Annotated in this window: 13 protein-coding genes; 5 read left to right on the plus strand and 8 right to left on the minus strand. The window is 43.0% G+C overall.

All coding sequences use genetic code 11. The features are described 5' to 3' along the window. Window positions 1-33: 33 nt before the first annotated feature. Window positions 34-1,761 carry an FMN-binding glutamate synthase family protein gene (locus tag AC4JOV_RS08490; protein WP_229938011.1) on the minus strand — a complete coding sequence of 576 codons (1,728 nt, stop codon included), beginning with the start codon at window positions 1,759-1,761 and terminating at the stop codon, window positions 34-36. 108 nt (window positions 1,762-1,869) lie between these two features. Beyond that, window positions 1,870-2,313, minus strand: a complete 444-nt coding sequence (locus AC4JOV_RS08495) for a DoxX family protein (protein WP_229938010.1) — start codon at window positions 2,311-2,313, stop codon at window positions 1,870-1,872. A gap of 146 nt (window positions 2,314-2,459) precedes the next feature. Between AC4JOV_RS08495 and AC4JOV_RS08500 the strand changes: the two genes are divergently transcribed. After that, entirely contained in the window at window positions 2,460-2,876 is a 417-nt protein-coding gene (locus AC4JOV_RS08500) for a secondary thiamine-phosphate synthase enzyme YjbQ (RefSeq protein WP_229938009.1), read from the plus strand. Window positions 2,877-2,938: 62 nt separating this feature from the next. Here the strand turns inward: AC4JOV_RS08500 and AC4JOV_RS08505 are convergent, their stop codons facing one another. The 5 genes from AC4JOV_RS08505 to AC4JOV_RS08525 form a co-directional block, all read right to left on the minus strand. Further along, window positions 2,939-4,354, minus strand: a complete 1,416-nt coding sequence (locus tag AC4JOV_RS08505; protein WP_229938008.1) for a DUF4116 domain-containing protein — start codon at window positions 4,352-4,354, stop codon at window positions 2,939-2,941. Between the two features lie 20 nt (window positions 4,355-4,374). Beyond that, window positions 4,375-5,418 (minus strand): DUF1176 domain-containing protein, encoded by a 1,044-nt coding sequence (locus AC4JOV_RS08510; RefSeq protein WP_229938007.1) that lies wholly within the window; start codon window positions 5,416-5,418, stop codon window positions 4,375-4,377. A 210-nt stretch (window positions 5,419-5,628) separates the two neighbouring features. Next, the gene (locus tag AC4JOV_RS08515; protein WP_229938006.1) at window positions 5,629-8,721 is read right to left on the minus strand and encodes a cytochrome c biogenesis protein CcsA; all 3,093 of its coding nucleotides are present in this window, start codon (window positions 8,719-8,721) and stop codon (window positions 5,629-5,631) included. A 179-nt stretch (window positions 8,722-8,900) separates the two neighbouring features. Next, the gene (locus AC4JOV_RS08520; RefSeq protein WP_229938005.1) at window positions 8,901-9,140 is read right to left on the minus strand and encodes a hypothetical protein; all 240 of its coding nucleotides are present in this window, start codon (window positions 9,138-9,140) and stop codon (window positions 8,901-8,903) included. Window positions 9,141-9,221: 81 nt separating this feature from the next. Beyond that, window positions 9,222-9,926 carry a hypothetical protein gene (locus AC4JOV_RS08525; RefSeq protein ID WP_229938004.1) on the minus strand — a complete coding sequence of 235 codons (705 nt, stop codon included), beginning with the start codon at window positions 9,924-9,926 and terminating at the stop codon, window positions 9,222-9,224. Window positions 9,927-10,063: 137 nt separating this feature from the next. Between AC4JOV_RS08525 and AC4JOV_RS08530 the strand changes: the two genes are divergently transcribed. The 3 genes from AC4JOV_RS08530 to AC4JOV_RS08540 all read left to right on the plus strand — a co-directional run bounded on the left by AC4JOV_RS08530 (window position 10,064) and on the right by AC4JOV_RS08540 (window position 14,074). Further along, on the plus strand, window positions 10,064-10,741 hold the full coding sequence (locus AC4JOV_RS08530; RefSeq protein ID WP_229938003.1) for a toxin-antitoxin system YwqK family antitoxin: 678 nt from the start codon (window positions 10,064-10,066) through the stop codon (window positions 10,739-10,741). A gap of 217 nt (window positions 10,742-10,958) precedes the next feature. Then, on the plus strand, window positions 10,959-13,322 hold the full coding sequence (locus AC4JOV_RS08535; RefSeq protein WP_229938002.1) for a hypothetical protein: 2,364 nt from the start codon (window positions 10,959-10,961) through the stop codon (window positions 13,320-13,322). A gap of 137 nt (window positions 13,323-13,459) precedes the next feature. Continuing rightward, the gene (locus AC4JOV_RS08540; RefSeq protein WP_229938001.1) at window positions 13,460-14,074 is read left to right on the plus strand and encodes a hypothetical protein; all 615 of its coding nucleotides are present in this window, start codon (window positions 13,460-13,462) and stop codon (window positions 14,072-14,074) included. 16 nt (window positions 14,075-14,090) lie between these two features. Here the strand turns inward: AC4JOV_RS08540 and polA are convergent, their stop codons facing one another. Beyond that, on the minus strand, window positions 14,091-16,784 hold the full coding sequence (gene polA, locus AC4JOV_RS08545; RefSeq protein ID WP_229938000.1) for a DNA polymerase I: 2,694 nt from the start codon (window positions 16,782-16,784) through the stop codon (window positions 14,091-14,093). 242 nt (window positions 16,785-17,026) lie between these two features. On the opposite strand from polA, the gene AC4JOV_RS08550 reads away from it, so the two are divergent. Beyond that, on the plus strand, window positions 17,027-17,419 hold the full coding sequence (locus AC4JOV_RS08550) for a hypothetical protein (RefSeq protein ID WP_229937999.1): 393 nt from the start codon (window positions 17,027-17,029) through the stop codon (window positions 17,417-17,419). Window positions 17,420-17,430 lie beyond the last annotated feature (11 nt).

A 17,430-nucleotide genomic window follows, 5' to 3' on the forward strand; every position in this document is an offset into this window, starting at 1 on the left:
CACGCTGTATCTCTCTAAAAGAGAGAAGAGAGATCAGCTTCTGCAACTCCCTGCCTCTGAGCACTTCTCCTCTTTTCTCAAATTCAGATCTTCCATGCTGAGTTCGCTTATCTCTCTCTTACCCATCACTGCAAGCAGAGAACTGACCCCATTGAGCAGTGCCCGGTGATAGTTGGCAATATGGTGGGACTTTTCAATCACCAGGTATTTACTCCGCTTGGCTTCATTCATGGTAGCCAGTCCTACAGGACAGTCACGTCCGTTGGCCCCGGAACACTCTCTTGCACGGATACACCCCGCAGAGATCATAAACCCTCTGGCGATATTAACAAAATCTGCCCCATAACAGAGCAGTTCCACCACATCATCGGGTGTGAGTACCTTCTCACTGGCAATGATCTTGATATGCTCTCTGAGTCCATACTCCTCAAGAACCGCATTCACAATGAGCAATGATGCCTGGATCGACATACCGATCCGATTCATCATCTCCAGCGGTGCAGTGGCAGAACCGCCGTCTCCTCCGTCTATCGTGATAAAGTCTACGATCTTTTTCCCCTCATCCAGCCGCTTTTTCAACACTTTGGCATACGCTTCAAATGACGAACGAGAAGAGATCACGATCTTGATCCCTACAGGCTTTTGGGAGATATCCTGCAACTCTTCGACAAAGTCAAAGAGCATCTCCATATCTTTGGCATAGGGGAAACGGTTGGGGCTGAAAAGATCCTGGTGTGCTTTCACCCCGCGATAATAGGCGATATCTTCACTCACCTTGGAAGCAAGCAGTCTGCCCCCTGTCTGCTTGGCACCCTGAGCGATCTTGATCTCTGTCATACGGCAAAAACGCATCACTTTTTCATAACGGTCCGGGTCGAAGTTCCCCTCTTCATCCCGTACCCCATAGAGTCCTGAACCCATCTGAAAGACAATATCGGGTACTCCGGGAGGTATTTCATCCGGGAAATATTTGATCGGCTCTTCCCAATTGATACGAAAAAAGACAAGGTTCAACCGATCAAAGATAAATGATCCCCTGTCTTTTTGACGGACTACCATTTTTCGGTAGATACGGTGTGCGATCTCAGAGTTGGTAAAAAAGTACATGACCCGGTAGACCGTTTTGGCAAAGATCGTTCCCTCTCTTTTTTCCAGAAACTGATTACTGAGCACATCATAGCGCATCAGTGTCAGAAAATTGGAAGTTAACCCACCCTCTCCCGTATTGATAGGGAAATGCTCCCGATACGCACCTCTCGCGAACGCACGTGTCCCTTCCGGAGAGATAGAGCCGTCACTCATCGCTGAACGTCCTATGATACTGTATGACTTAAAGGGGTACCTGTGCTGTTCCCCAAATGTCACGGAGAAATCATGCTGTACCTCACTCACCTCATTGACAAAGTTCGCATGTTTGAAAAGTGTATCCTGCTTTGACTGGGGAAAAGTAGTAGAGAAGGAAAGGTAAGGGCTTTGGTGGCGAGAGACCTTGCTTATCCACTCAAGCTTCTCGAAAGAGTCATAGTAGGTCTCATCCCCGAAGTATTGGCGCATAGGATTACGCAGCAGATAAAAGAGATAACGAAGACGCCCTACCAGAGGATAGTTGATAAGGAGTTGATTTTTACGCTGGATAAAACGGTCATAGATAAAAACCGCGATCATCACTATCATCATCGCTAAAAGCAGTAGTTTGAAAAAAACACTCCAATCTGCTGCGAGGACTGTAAATTTGGCAAAAAAGTTCTCTTGATTATCCATCATCTCTCCTTTCTATGCTGATCTGGAGTAGAACAAAGTTCTACTCCACACATGCTCCTCAGAGGAGAGCCCACAGTGCCGGCACTGCATTGAAAAACCTTCTTTAACTCACTCATTATCCACTCCTTTTTCAAAGAAGAGGCGGTCCAGACTGAATTTCCCTGCCCCGAAACTGATCAGTAGCATAAAGAAGGTAAAGTAGTAGAGCGGTATCTCGACCCCGTTATTGGCAACCGAAAAACCGTTTGGCAGGTGAACAAAAAAGATGGCACCCAGCATTACCATTGAGAGGAAGACCGAAATATAACGGGTAAAAAGCCCTAGGATAAGCAGGATAATACCAAGTGACTCAATCCCTGTTACCAGATAAGTAACAAGTGCAGGGAAAGGGATGGTCAGCTCAGTAAACCAGGTCACTGTCTCATGGATATTATTCATTTTCAAGAGTGCCGGTTGTGTAAACCCATAGGCAAGCATCAAACGTATCAAGAGTAAAATAATATGGCGGGGGTAACTTACAAGTACCCTGAATTCACCGATAAAGTCCTTCATCCCTATTCCTTTTCCAACAATTTTTTCATTCCTATTATACACTATTGAAAGTATGAGTATTTATATATCTTATCTAAGTATATAATAAGTATTCAAGCGAAGACCGATAGTGCGCATCCGACAACAAAACTATAGTATACTTTGCCATGGCAATAGAACAGCATACGATCACATTATCACCGAAACAACGAGGTTTTCATCTCATCACGCATGAGATCGAACAGGCATTAGACTCTTTTAGTGCGATAGAGAATGGCATGCTGCATCTTTTCATCAAACATACCAGTGCTTCACTCAGTATCAATGAAAATGCCGATCCAACGGTACGTGAGGATATGGAGAACTTTTTTAATGATGTTGCAGATGCGAAACCCTACTATCTTCATACCTATGAAGGGGCCGATGATATGCCCGCACATATCAAAGCTTCGCTTCTTGGCAATGCCCTCACCATTCCTGTGACAGATGGCAAGATGAACCTGGGAACCTGGCAGGGGATCTATCTGGGTGAACATCGGGAGTACGGCGGAGGCCGGAAAATCGTAGTAACGCTTTACAGTTAATCAAAAATGATACGCTGACTGCTGATGCGGCTCAATTTTGGGAGCAGATCAAGAGCGAACAGCTATTTCCCCTTAAAAAGTAATTTCACTTTTGGGCTTGGCTCTTTGATGTAATATACTGCATCCCTATTTTGTTTGATGGCTGCCAATTGTACCTGCTCACTTGGGTTTTTGATATACTGTATAGCAAATCCATCTTTTTTGACGGCTTCCAATTGCATTTTCCTACTTGGATCTTTGATATATTGTATGGCACTTCCATAGCTTTTAAACGCTTCTAATGCCACCTCTTGGTCTGGGTTTTTTATAAAATTCACCAGATAACCATCAGTTTTTACCGCTTCCAATTGCATCTGTTTTGTCGGGTTTTTAATAAAATAGATCGCATTTTTATAACTTTCAAATGCTTTCAACGCCACATCCTGGCCTGGTTCCTTCATGTAATTGATCATATACCCGTCTTGCGCTACGGCTTCCAGCTTTACTTTTTGACTCGGCTCTTTGATAAAAAGCATAGCCATAGGATCTTGTTTCACTGCCATATACTGAATATTTTGACCCGGATCTTTGATAAAACGGATAGCCCCGGGATCCTTTTTAACTATAGTCATTTGTAGCTGCTTCCCAAGATGGTCTATCAATCGCAAAGATGCCGCATTTTGCTCTGCTGCTGCCAAGACAACCTTCTCACTCGGCTTTTGTATATATTGAATTGATGTTCCGTTTTGTTTTACTGCTTCCAATTGTATCTCTAGTGCCGGATTTGGTATGTACTGAATTAACCTTCCATCTTTTTTCACTGTTTCACGTTGGACTTCCCGGGTTGGGTTTTTAATATATTTAAATAACTCTTTATCAAGCTTTATTGCCGCTAGTTGTGTTTTTGGTGTTGGATTTTTTATATACTTTATAGCCGCTTTATTATGTCCAATAGCGATCAATTGCAGTTGTTCATTTGGTTCATTGATATATTTGATCGGCCACCAATCTTTTTTTACCGCCTCAAGTTTCACTTTTTGTGTCGGAAGTTTTATATACTGCAATGCTGAGGCATTTTTTCTCACTGCTTCCAGCTGCATCTCTTCACTCGGGTTTTTTATATATTTGATTGCATTACCATCTTTTTTAAACGCTTCGGATATCACTTTTTGCGTTGGATGTTTGATATATATAATGTAATGGGGGTCTTGATGGATCACTTCCAACTGCACTTTTTCAGTCGGGTATCCTATATCGTCTATTGCCATGGCTTTTTTACGGACAGCCGCCAATTGTGCTGCCTCGGTCGGATTTTTTATATATTTTATATCAAACCCATTTTCTTTCATCGCTTCGAGTTGTTCAAATTCGCTCATATTTGCGTACTTCTCCAACTCCTCTTTTTCGGAGAGAATGACTTCACCTCCGATCACTACCGAAGCATTGATGATGCTTGTAAAAAGTAAAAAAACCATCATTATTTGTTTGATCAAATGCATTTGTATTCCTGTTGTAACTATTACTCTTTTACTTTTATTTGAGTGATCAAAGTGGGGAAGTCCCAGGCTCCACCGGCAAAGCCTCTACATTGACCGGTTGAACTTGATGAACTCTCTACAAATTTTTCACCATTCCATACAAATGCCTCCATGCTCCAACAATCCCCTATCCCTCGTCCTTTATGAGCGTGTGAGATAGTGATACCGTCGACAGAGATCTCTAAATCACTGGCAGAAGTCACAAACCGGGGATCAAATGGCGGCTTTCTGTTGATCAGCCAGTAGCCATTGGCAAAATTGTATGCTGCCATCCAACATTGCTGAGAAACTAATGCCGTTTTATCATCAAGTCTATATATTTCCATAGAGGTTTTTGCTTCTTCAAAATCCATCCAGCAAACACCGTTCTCCCCTTCAGAATAGTAGTTGCTTATCAGATATTCCAATAACTTTTTATCCCTGCCTGAGAGAGTTACTTTTGGCAAGCTTTCAGCAGTTGAATAAGATCGGGGGATATAGATCACCGGGACAGGTGCAGGCTGCAGAACCTTGTCTTCATTTTTATGTCCTTTTTTGAACATTGCTCCGACAGTGCCTATGCGCTTTTGATACTCATCCATTTTAAGCATAGCTGCAAAAGAGCCTTTTTGGGAAAACTCCCATTTATAAGCATCTCCATAGGTAAAGTATATTTTTTTATCTTTTACCAAAGCACCTATCATTGCATCTGTGGTTCTTTGTGGAATTTTTTTTGAACGATCTATGATAAAACTGTTTTTACCGATAAACATTTTGAAGGTATGGGTTTTAACTCTGTTTTCATCAACATTTTCCGGATAATCCGCAAAATCTATTTTGCTTTCTATGACAGTTTTTGCACCTGCTTTTCTCTCAAAATACAAAGATATTGGAAAATATGATTGATCTAAAGTATATTCGGTGTAGCCTGCCATCCTGCAAGTATGGGTATTGTCACATACCACTTCCCAATCTTCATGACTGAAGCTTTCACTTGCAATGATCATAGAACAACCGATGATAAGTCCAATGAAAATTTTTTTCATTTTCTCCCCCCACTTTTTTTCCTCACCATATCATACCATGTACGAGTAAAACTTAAGCGTTTGACATAGGATCTTGAAGTATGGAGAAAGCTGTAAAAGTGTGATAGCGGTTGATCTGAACCGATAGTGTATGAAGAGGCGAAAAAGGTTAAAAGATTGTACGAGCCGGTATTGAGAAGAAGGCTCCCTCTCAATACTGAATAGAAGAGATTAACACTCCAGTTTTCTGTTGCGTGCAGCAAGTACGGTAAGTACAAACAAACCTGCTACCGCATAGTAGACCCACATCGGGATCGGCACCGGGTCACCCGCAGCGTACGAGTGTAGCCCTGAGAGGTAGTAGTTGACACCGAAATAGGTCATCAGTACCGTCGAGTATGACCAGAGTGCAGCAACATTATAGATAAATACCGACTTGAGTGCCGGGACGAAGCGCATATGCAGAACAGAGGCATAGATGAGGATGGTTACCGCAGCCCATGTCTCTTTCGGGTCCCAGCCCCAGTAACGACCCCAGCTTTCATTCGCCCAGACACCACCGAGGAAGTTCCCCACTGTCATCAGGATCAGACCGATGATCAATGCCATCTCGGAGAGGTTGGTCAGCTCTTTGATCGAACGGTCGATATCTGCATTCCCTTTTCCTCTGATGATAAAGAGGATCAGTACGAGAAGAGCAAGGATAGAACCAAGTCCAAGGAACCCGTCTCCCGAGATGATCGTAGCAACATGGATCATCAACCAGTAGGACTTAAGTACCGGTACCAGGTTGGTGATCTCGGGGTTGATAAAGCTCATATGTGCCACACCCATTGTGATACCTGCAAGTATCGCCGTACCTGCCAGGGCAAACGGGGATTTTCTTGCAAGAAGCAGACCCGCCAATACGGTAGAGAGTGCGATAAATACGATCGACTCGTACGCATTGGACCATGGCGCATGCCCTGAGATATACCAACGTATCCCAAGCCCGATAATATGTACGATAAAGGCTGCACTCAATATCCCAAGCGCGATACGCATTGGCCATTTCAACGAGAAACTCGGTTTCAGTATATTGACAAAGGCAAGAATCAAAACGATCAAACCAAGAAGGATATAGACCGGTACAAGCTTTCCAAAGAGTCCAAGTTCATTGTACTTGATCTCCATATCGATATGTGTTTTACTTGGTATCACCTCTTTACCGAACGTCTGCTGGAACTTGGCGATCAGAGTTAATCCCTGATCTGCTTTTCCCCAGTTACCGGATGCTGTTGCAGCCTCTACCTGCTGGAAGTAGTTTCCGATCATCAGCTGTACCATCTGCGCATCTTTAGAGGCAAACTGTTTCATCGCCTCCAGAGGAGCGAACCACTTGTTATTCTCATCTTTCGGCTTAGGGAAGATCTGCAGCAGCGAACCTGTAAAGACCATATAGGAGACATTGACACGTTCATCGATCTCGATCAGTTTTTTGTCATACTGGCTCTTCTCCAGCGGTTTTTTCTGTGATGCAACATTGATATCTTCATAGAGTTTATAGTTATTCTCTTTCTGGTCAAAAAAATCCGAGAACTTCGCAAATTTCGTATCCTCAGGGAGTCCCAATTTCACGGCGATCTTCGGGTGACCGATCTTGATTATCGGAAGTTCCTGATAGAGGGCAGGATTGATCGTCATACCAAGCAGCACCTGTGTCGCATCCAGACCGAAGATCGAAGATTTGCCTGAGATCTTTGCCACCACATCATGTGCCATGGTATCCATCGGTTTCATACGCCCCTGAACATCCTGAACAATCAACCGGCCAAACGCTTTTGCGTGTGCTTTATCGATGGCTTCTACTTTGGTCTGTGTTGCCGCATCAACCTTCGGTGCTGCCGCCTCCAGTGTCGGTGAAGTCGTCATGATACCCACTGCCAATAAAAGCGCAGCAGCACTCTGTTGAAGTTTTTTTGTCTTTTTAAGCAACTGCATAAATCTCCCGTTTTTGATAAAGAGCCCCCAGAACATACCTATCGTTAAAAGGATATAACCGATATATGTCGGCAAGGTACCGGGGTCATGGTTTACCGAAAGCACCGTACCTTTCTCGTCCGGGTCATAAGAGGACTGGAAGAAACGATACCCTCTATGGTCAAGCACATGGTTCATATAGATGGCGTAAGGTTGGTTGATCCCCTGCTCTTTATCGATCAGTGTCACATCACTTGCATAAGAAGAGGGTGTCATAGATCCGGGATAACGCTCAAGTTTGAAGTCATCCAGTTTGATAGCAAACGGTAAATTGATGATTTTGGCACCGACTCTCAGCTCTATTTTTACCCCGTTCAGTTCCAGCTGATGCAGTTTCCCCGTTTCATCTTTAAAAGGTGTCGCCGTAATGATCTTGCTTTCATCCCCTACGCTCACTTTAAACTCCATAAATTCAGGTTTACCGGACTTGTTTTTCAGATCATTCGAATCAATCACAAGGCGCGCTTTCGGATGGATCGCCTTAAGTACGACTGCGTTGTCTCCAAAACGGTAGAGCATACGTTGTTGGAACGCATTGACACCTGGTGCCAGCTCGCCTGTACTTCTGTCATTCATATTTAACGTTGTAATGATATACGGGAACTCCACGGTAAAACCACTCGCATCTTCTTTGATCAGGAGTGTCGGTTTCCCCTCTGTAGGTGCAGTCTCATACGCGATATCAAACTGATCGAACTCTTTGAGTTCTCCCTTGGCAATATAGTAGATCTCCCCTTTTCTTCCCGTAGAGATCTTCATCTCCAGGATCTTTTGACCGTTTGTATCCTCAACGATCTTTTCTTTGAAGGTAGGGAAATAACGTAAAAGTTCGATATCCACCTCTTTGTCACCCGCTTTGAGCGATTCATGAAGCGTGTTTTTGGTCATACTGGAAAGGTAGAGCTCTTTTTCCAGGTTCTCCCCCTGCTCCCCCTGGCTCGCAGCCACTTGCAACAGCTTGACATTGGAGACCATCACATTGCTCTGATGGCCCTCACGAATGTGCAGGATCCCTTCGTATCCTACATAGCGTGTGATCAATGCACCCAGTGCGATAATGAGAAAAGAAAAATGGAAGAGAAATACAGGAAATTTGCTTTTATAGGATTTAAACTTAACTATATTGTATGTCAGGATTAGAACAAAATAGACGAGAAATGCTTCAAACCATTTCGCTTTGTAGATCAGTGCCTGAGCAGTCTGTGTTCCGTAATCATTTTCTATAAAGGTTGCCACTCCTGCGGTCACCCCGAAAATAAACAGAACCAAAACGGCCATTTTCATAGATAGTAGTTGTTTTAACATACGATTTCTCTCCATTGACAAGTAATAAAGAGTGATTATATCTGATTATTTTCTAACGGAAGGTTAATGGATAGATAATGAGAAGATAAGAATTTATTATCTTCATTAAAAATAACAGAATTACACACTATCTATATTTAAGTATCTCTTTTGAAACAGCCTCTTAAATTTTTCTATCTTTAAGAGGGCTTCACCTTTGAACAGTAAATCTCTGCTCTTTTTTTATAGGACTCAAGTGTAGCGAATGCCAGATCATCACTTCTCATGTTTTGACGATATACTTCAGCTTTCTCTCTGAAGAGTTTGCATAGTCTTTGATCTTCCTGCTGTTTCATCTCTTCAGCTCTCTTCGTATCAGACTCAAAAAATCCAGCAAACAAGGAAGATACCATAAGTAATGTCGCAATAAAAATTCTCATCTGCTCTCCTTCTAACTGAAAATATTATTTCATTATAATAGAATAAACTTAAGAATTTTTTATATTAAAAATAAATAAAACTTATTTATTTCTTAACTCGAACATTGCTTCCTCTCCCAAAACCGGGTAAAAATAGCCAAAACCGAAATCTTTATCCGTTACGATCCGGCCATGGGCGACCACCTGATCTCCGGCTTTTAACTCCGTGTGAGATGCAGTAAAAACGATATCATCTGTCAGCGCAGCTTCTTCTCCGCTGCCATCTCCCAAGTGTACCCAGTCCCTTTTCATAATGTCCTTCGATACCTTATAGACCTTCGCCTTCAGTGAAACCTGCTTCCCTTCAAGGTATTTTCTGAACCGGTGTAGCTCTTCGACGGTATAAAACGGTTTTTCGATAAAATCCATCTCCAGAAGCGCCGCTTTACTCTCTACCGGTTTTTCTCTCACGGCCTCCTTGAGGCTCACGAACTTCCCCGGCTTCTCTGAGAGGTAGACCTCATTGGCAAAGACGATCTCATCAAATACCCTGTTGAGCTGTTTGCTTTTAAAATCCTTCATGACAGATCCGGTATCATAACCGATCATATCCCCTACTTTTACCGGTGCATTGGTAATCGCAACCCATCTCTCACTCCCCTTCTCATCTACCCTCAGGTAGTCATACCCCATCACATCGATCACCTCCAGAACCTTTGCATACGATATCCCTGTTTTTTTAGGATTGTCACTCTCTGCAATGCCTAGGTTCACGATCAACGCTAAAGTCAACACTATTTTTTTCATTCTTCTCTCTCACCTTACTTAAATTTGTATATATTATATATAATCATTACTAATTACTTATCCATATCATGATAAATAAGTTATATATAATCATATTTATGTAACATTCTTTTATCAATAAACCCTCTGGAGCTTCTATGTTACCTAGAATACTTTTTTACACGCTTCTCCTTCTCAGCCTTTCTTATGCAGAACGCTTTACCGAATACTTTGAGAACAGCATTATAAAATCTGAAATCGAGTACAGAGACGGTACCCGTACCGAAACAGAAGAAGGGGAAAAACATGGTCTGGAAAAGATCTATCATGAGAATGGCAAGACTGCCTACACGGTCAACAATGTCGACGGGAAAAGAGAGGGTGATCTGAACTGGTACGATAAAGAGGGACACCACATTGAAGTAATGCCTTATAAAATGGGTAAACGGCACGGGAACAATAAACTCTTCTATGATAACGGTAGAGTCAAAAGCAGCGTCAACTATATCAATGACAAAAAAGAGGGAACAGAAAAATTTTACTACAGTACGGGTGCTTTAGCCCAGGAGAGTCACTATAAAAATGACAAAAAAGAGGGGGTGGAGAAAGAGTACTATGAAAATGGTGCACTTCAAAGTACCGTTACCTATAAGAACAACTATAAAGAGGGTACAAAAAAGTGGTTTGATCAAAACGGCAAGATAACGAAAACCGAGCTTTACAAGATGGATAGACCTGTCAATGTAATGAAAAAGATACAAACTACCGATACGACTGAAATTATTGACGAATTTAATGCATTGGACTTTAATCCAAAAACCAGAAGACCGGAATAAAACTCATTTGGTCTTTCTGCTCTCATCTTAAGCAATTATCAGCCTTTCTTTTAAATAATATTTATTTTTATTATAAAATAAATATTATTTATCTATCTACATAAATCTTAACTACTATATAACATTAACTGTGATAATATTTTAACCTTAGGGTATATTTAAATAAAGAATATTTTAAATATACCCTTGATGAAATCATAAATCAAAGGGAGATAACATGATTGGGAAAATAGTACGATCCGGTTTGGTTTCTGCGCTGCTTTGCGGCACTGCGTATGCGGCTAAACCTGATTATCCTACGAACCCTCCATTTGCGTTGGACAAACTGGAAAAGGTGAAGATCAACGGGGATGTAGGTTTCCAACCGAAACAAGACTATAGCATGTTCGTAAACTACGAACTTGGTATGCACTGTGTTGGTTTTGAGATGAGTTACTGTTGTGTGATTCCACCATACAACTCGATTCAGTCTCAGGCGATCCAAATAGGGAAAAACGGAAAACTGCCTAAACTTCTTACACCGGATGATAAAGTAAAACTTTACTATAACACGAAAGACAACAGTTATAGTGAAGGTAACAAAATGAAGTACTGGTCTGTACCGAAAGATGTTGACGGGGATGGACACTTTGACAGCCCGGGTGACAACGTGGCAAACTATGTATGGAAACACCTCTTTATCTATAAAGACCTGGAGGGTACGATACCTGCTGGTATGACGGAGAAAGATAGACTGCACATCGGAAAAGAGGTCAAAGTGAAAATCGATGCGGGTCCATCCGGTAAACCGGTATCCGGCGGATATATGGACTATGTAGGGAAGCACGGCGGGAACATCGTGATGACTGATACCCTAGTACCGCCGGTTAAAGATGTCAAACTAGTTTTAACTGCTTCTCACCTTTGGGATGCATTGGGACTTCCGTTGACTGCCTTTAATGACAGTACAAGAAGAGGTACGATCCGTTCTGTTACAGAGAAAGATTTCCAACCGTTCCAGTACTCTCAGGTAGCACTACATGACAGTACAGGTAAGCCGATGATGGATAAAGAGGGTAAACCTTACCAGTACTTCGGTACCAACCCGGTAGATATCCCTAACTGTTATGCGTGTCACTCCAGAAACGGTAAGGCGGCACAGATGGCTAGAGATGAAGGATTGAAACAATCAGATGCTGAATATGACTACTGGAAATCCTACCCGGATGAGAGTGAGTATATGGCAAGACTTTCTGAGGCTTCGATCAACATTCTTTCACTTCATGATGCACACCACGGTACGACATTCCTCAATGACTACAGATCAGATGCACCGGGTAACCGTTTGGGTAAAACAGGTGAAGTAAACTGTGCCGACTGTCACGGGGATAATGTTTCAGGGAACCTGCAAGAGCCTAGACCGGGTGCAACCGGATATAAGACAGTGAAAGCAAAACCGTTGAGTGAAGCGATCCATGGATTCCACCTTGCAATGGTACCGATGCCGGATGCAGCAGGGAGATCACAATCATGTCAATCATGTCACCCTACGCACTTCCAAAACCCGAATATGAACGATGATACCAACCCGTTCCGTGTAACAGACAGATATGGCGAAGGTAGATTTGCAAAAGGTGATATCAGAAAATCGGGCGGGGGATGTTATGTAAGACGTGACGCGCACTCCAACCCGGATGCAAAGCCTCCATTCTTCCTCAATGCTTACGGTAAATGGCAGCTTGAAAACGTTTCGATGAAAGATGAGCACGGCAAACCATCAAAAGAGATGAGAGGTCTCTACTGTACGAACTGTCACTCGAAAGTGGCACACGAGATGTATGCCTATGATGATATTACACACGACAGCATGCAAACAGGTAAAACACTGAGAAACAAATCGCTTAAAGAGATCGTCAAAGAGGTAGCTGGCGGTGATATGAAGAAATTCGCAGCGATTGCGGATCCTAAGTCAACAGGTGACAATGAAGTACTCAAATACTACAGTGAGCACAAATCGGCAACACTGGTTAAAAATGTTGGTAAAGACGGTAAACTTGATCTGAAACCTTGGAACCATCCAAAAGGTGGAGAGGTACCGTACAAAGCAGCTTCAGGCGGTAATGACTGGTGGCTGTCGGCAGGTGAACCGCACTGTGCAGACTGTCACGCAGCACCGTTTGTTGAGCAGAATACCGGAGGAAAATACTTCCCGATCGATCAACCGAACAAGTATTCACTCTTTAGATACTCCAAAGCACACGGCAATATCGCATGTCAATCTTGTCACGAGTCAACACACGGACTCTACTCTACAAGATATGACGGTGAGAGATCAGTGGATATCACAACACATGAACAGGCGCTTCAATACTCACCGGACGGTAAGTATACAGGTCCGGTTACATGTGCAGCATGTCACACAGTCAATAAGAACGGTGTACCGTCACAACTCAAAGGTACAGACTATGAAAATGACTACTGGGCAGCGGTAACACTTGCTCACTTTATGAGAGAAGGTGATCAAAAACTTTCAGTCAAAGAGCTTGTGAAAAAATACCCGTATAAAAACTCTAGCCAAATCGTAAAAGATAGCTGGAAATAACCTTGTATCCCCGGGAAAATCCCGGGGATATCCCTACCGACTTCTTCCATACATATTGAGACTCTCATACAGTTAAACGTATTGATGATCCTGTATCAATCAGGATATAATTAAAAAAAATAATAAAGGAGAAGAAAATGAAATATCTATACCATGCACTTCTGATCTTGCCCTTCTCGCTCGGAGGTACCCTTGCCCAAAGCAGCGAAGTACCCTGCAGCAATCCCGGCAAATATGTCGTAGAAGACAGTGCACAGAAATCAACCTATGAACAGTGTAAGCGTAACGGTATGACCTACTGGTACAATGATAAGGGAGAGGTAAAATCATCCGTCAACTTCAAAGACGGAAAGGAGAACGGTACCTATATCTCCTACCATGACAACGGCAAAAAAAAGCTTGTCGTTGATTTTGTCGATGGGCAGAAACATGGGCTACAGCAGATGTACTATGACAATGGAGAGCTGGGATCCGAGGTCAACTACGTGATGGGAAAACGTGAAGGCGTCATGACAGAGTGGGATCAGGAGGGATACAAATCTTCTGAAGTCTTTTATAAGAACAACTATAAAGTCGGGATCAAAAAGTATTTTGACCAGAAAGGAAATGTGACCAAAACCGAAGAGTATAAGATGGACAGAAATCCTGTGATGCAAAAACTTCTCAAGGATAAACGCAAAGAGATCATGATAGACCTCTCAAAATACGGTCTCATGCCCGAGGATGCGCCTGAAGAGCAACGGGTACGCTAAAGAGCCTGAAGTAGTCCTACTTCAGCTCTCCCCAGCTGTCACCGATTGAAGCAGAGCAGACGAGCGGTACATTCAGTTCCAGTACACTCTCCATCGTATGGACGAAACGCTTCACGATCTCATCGACCTTCTCCTCTCTCACTTCAAAGATCAGTTCATCGTGGATCTGAAGCAGCATAAAGGCATCCATCTCCTCTTCTCTGATCATCGTATCGATCTCAAGCATCGAAAGCTTGATAAGATCGGCCGCACTTCCCTGGAATACGGTATTGACAGATTCACGCAGTATCCCGGCCTTTTGCATCCCGTTCGCATTTTCATAGTCAAAGATACGTCTGCGCTTCAGGATCGTCTCTACATAGCCGTCTATTTTGACACTCTCCTGGATACCTTCTACAAAACTTTTTACCGTAGGGAAGGTAGCAAAGTAGCTTTTGATCACCTCTTTTGCTTCACCCATCGTTACACCGGTATCCTCAGAGAGTTTTTTAGGTCCCATACCGTAGAGCAGACCGAAGTTTACTGCCTTGGCAAGGTGTCTCTTCGCTTTGGCCTCCTCTTCGCCAAAGAGCTTGACTGCCGTTGCCAGGTGGATATCTTCTCCCTGGTTAAAGGCTTCAAGCAGAGCCTTGTCTCCTGAAAAGTGTGCCAAAAGACGAAGCTCTATCTGGGAGTAGTCTATACTGACAAGTTTATACCCCTCTTTCGCAACAAATGCCTCTCTTACAGAACGGCCAAGCTCCGATCTTACAGGAATATTCTGGAGGTTCGGATCTTTGGAACTCAGTCTTCCCGTAGCCGTTCCTGTCTGGATAAACGAGGTATAGATACGGCTGTCAGGATCCTGTTTGGCAAGTTTCAGCAAAGGATCAACATAGGTTGAGAGCATCTTCTGGTTCTCACGATACTCCAGGATCTTACCGATCACTTCATGTTCATCGATCAGGGATTGAAGCACTGCTTCATTGGTGGAGTACCCTGTCTTTGTCTTCTTCCCGCCTTGAAGTCCCAGCTTGACAAAGAGTACCTCTCCAAGCTGTTTGGTTGACTTGATATTGAATTCGCTCTCTGTCAAGGCATAGATCTCTTCCGTCAAGTTTGCAAGTTTACTGCTAAGATCTTTCTGGAGTGTTTTGAGATGTGTCTGATCTGCCTTGATCCCGAGACTCTCCATTGTGATCAATACATTGATAAACGGATACTCGACCTCTTTGGCCTCTTTGAGCAGTGGCGTAAGCGACGCAAGCTCCATTTTCTTTTTGAGTGCAAAGTAGAGCAGTCTGGTCATCCATGCATCTTCCGCTGCATAGAATGTCGCTTCCTCTATCGTCACTGCAGAGAAATCCTCACCTTTTTTAACCACCTCTTTGAATGGTTTCATATCATATTTAAAGTGCTTCTGTGCCAATGCATCCAGCCCTACTTTCGTGCCCGGATCACTCAGCCATGCCATGATCATCGTATCGGCAAAAGGTACCATCTCCTCAAAACCGTACCGATGGTAGAGCAGAGAGAAATCAAATTTGAGATTCTGTCCTACGATCCTGTACTTCATCAGTTTTTTCAATGCCTCTATCGCATCCGCTTCACCTATCTGTGCCTCTACCCCCAGATAGTTATGTGCGACAGGTACATAGTATGCCTTGGTATCCTCATAGGAGAAACTGAACCCGACCATCGTCGCACTCTTGGTATCCAGCCCCGTAGTCTCCGTATCAAATGCCACGATCGTATCCTCATCGATACTATCGATCACCTCAAATAGTTTCTCTTTGGTATCAAGCGTCTCTGCTTCAAAACCCAATACATGCCTGGCCTCTTTGGGAACCTCTTTCACCTCACATGTTGCAGGTTCTCCCACGCGTGCCTTTTTGATCGCCTGGTTCATCTCATATCTATGAAATTCATCGATAAGGCAGCTTAGATAGTTTTTATCCTCAAAGAGAAAATTCTCCAGCTCCAGTGTCTCATAGACATCATCCCTCATCGTGACCAGGTCACGGGAGAGGAATGCACGCTCTTTACTCTCGGTGAGGAGTTTCTGTGTACGTGCCGTACCGCAGTTTTCAAGGTCATTATAGATCGCTTCAAGCGTACCGTATTCATTGATTAGCTTGCTGGCGCCTTTCTGGCCTATCCCTTTGACTCCGGGAACATTGTCTGAGCTGTCCCCCAGGATCGCCTGAAAGTTGATAAAGTCTTTCGGTTTGACACCGAACTTCTCTATGCAGGCCTCTTCATCCACTTCTCGTTTCTTCACCGAGTCATACATCACTACAGTACCGTCATCTATCAGCTGATAGAGATCTTTGTCATGCGAGACGATACGTACCTTCATCCCTTTCTCTTTTGCGATCCTTGTCACGGTAGCGATAATATCATCTGCCTCAAAGCCCTCTTTGGAGAGATTTGCAAACCCCATCTGTTCAACCCACTCAATAGCAATAGGAAGCTGTTTTATCAGGTCTTCAGGTGGTGCTTCACGGTGTGCCTTATACTCTTCATAGACATCATTACGGAAGGTTTTTCCTTTACTGTCCAGGGCAAAGACAAGGTAGTCTGTATTGTGATCTTTATGCAGAGAGTCTACAAAATTGATAAACCCTGTTAAAAGCCCTGTAGGAAATCCCTCAGAGTTACGAAGCGGGGGGAGTGCAAAATAGGAACGGAAAAAAAATCCAAATGTATCTATGATGGTAATAGTTTTCAAAATTCACCTTCAACTTTTTTTGTATTATATCGACAATTACAGTGAAGAAAAAGGAGTTGGCCAGAACTTGGACCATAACATTCAGTCAATCAGAACTATCTATCCGGTTTTAAAGTAAAATCTATCAATTTCCCCGGAACCGGTAAAAAATGTGACATTGAAAGTGTAAAAAGAGTATGCCGGTGAACGGTTTTAAGGAAGAGAATCTTATAATATGAAGGAATTCGTAATGAGGATAAACAATGGGTGGTCTGCTCAATGACAACAATGATAGTATAAAATTCAGACCTCATGAGAAAAAAAAGTTCAAATCAGAAAACAGTTTCGGGAAACAGGAGATAAGATATGAAGATACCCCTCTCTTCTTCCCTCCAGGATTCGAAAAGATATTCCTCTTCATCTACTTTATCTCTTTACCGTATATCGCCGGTCTGCTTTTTTTGTTTATCTATGTAACCCAAAGCGACTATGAAGCTTTTTTACTACTGGTACAGGAGTCTTCTTTCATTGTGACATGGGCAATCGGTTATGAGATTCTTGCCGTCATCGTACTGCTCTATATTATCAAGATGGCGATCTCTTTCAGTGTTCAGAACAAACGCGGCGCGAAAAAAGATTTTAAAAGACCTGTATAGAACGGGAATGT

The sequence above is a fragment of the Sulfurovum sp. MH2-6 genome (assembly GCF_058374785.1).

What these genes read in the sequence shown, in the direction of transcription:
- AC4JOV_RS08520 (WP_229938005.1), bottom strand. Translation starts at nt 9,140, where the DNA reads ATGAGAATTTTTATTGCGACATTACTTATGGTATCTTCCTTGTTTGCT.
- AC4JOV_RS08495 (WP_229938010.1), bottom strand. Translation starts at nt 2,313, where the DNA reads ATGAAGGACTTTATCGGTGAATTCAGGGTACTTGTAAGTTACCCCCGC.
- AC4JOV_RS08540 (WP_229938001.1), top strand. Translation starts at nt 13,460, where the DNA reads ATGAAATATCTATACCATGCACTTCTGATCTTGCCCTTCTCGCTCGGA.
- AC4JOV_RS08490 (WP_229938011.1), bottom strand. Translation starts at nt 1,761, where the DNA reads ATGGATAATCAAGAGAACTTTTTTGCCAAATTTACAGTCCTCGCAGCA.
- AC4JOV_RS08525 (WP_229938004.1), bottom strand. Translation starts at nt 9,926, where the DNA reads ATGAAAAAAATAGTGTTGACTTTAGCGTTGATCGTGAACCTAGGCATT.
- AC4JOV_RS08530 (WP_229938003.1), top strand. Translation starts at nt 10,064, where the DNA reads ATGTTACCTAGAATACTTTTTTACACGCTTCTCCTTCTCAGCCTTTCT.
- AC4JOV_RS08515 (WP_229938006.1), bottom strand. Translation starts at nt 8,721, where the DNA reads ATGTTAAAACAACTACTATCTATGAAAATGGCCGTTTTGGTTCTGTTT.
- AC4JOV_RS08505 (WP_229938008.1), bottom strand. Translation starts at nt 4,354, where the DNA reads ATGCATTTGATCAAACAAATAATGATGGTTTTTTTACTTTTTACAAGC.
- AC4JOV_RS08550 (WP_229937999.1), top strand. Translation starts at nt 17,027, where the DNA reads ATGGGTGGTCTGCTCAATGACAACAATGATAGTATAAAATTCAGACCT.
- AC4JOV_RS08510 (WP_229938007.1), bottom strand. Translation starts at nt 5,418, where the DNA reads ATGAAAAAAATTTTCATTGGACTTATCATCGGTTGTTCTATGATCATT.
- AC4JOV_RS08500 (WP_229938009.1), top strand. Translation starts at nt 2,460, where the DNA reads ATGGCAATAGAACAGCATACGATCACATTATCACCGAAACAACGAGGT.
- AC4JOV_RS08535 (WP_229938002.1), top strand. Translation starts at nt 10,959, where the DNA reads ATGATTGGGAAAATAGTACGATCCGGTTTGGTTTCTGCGCTGCTTTGC.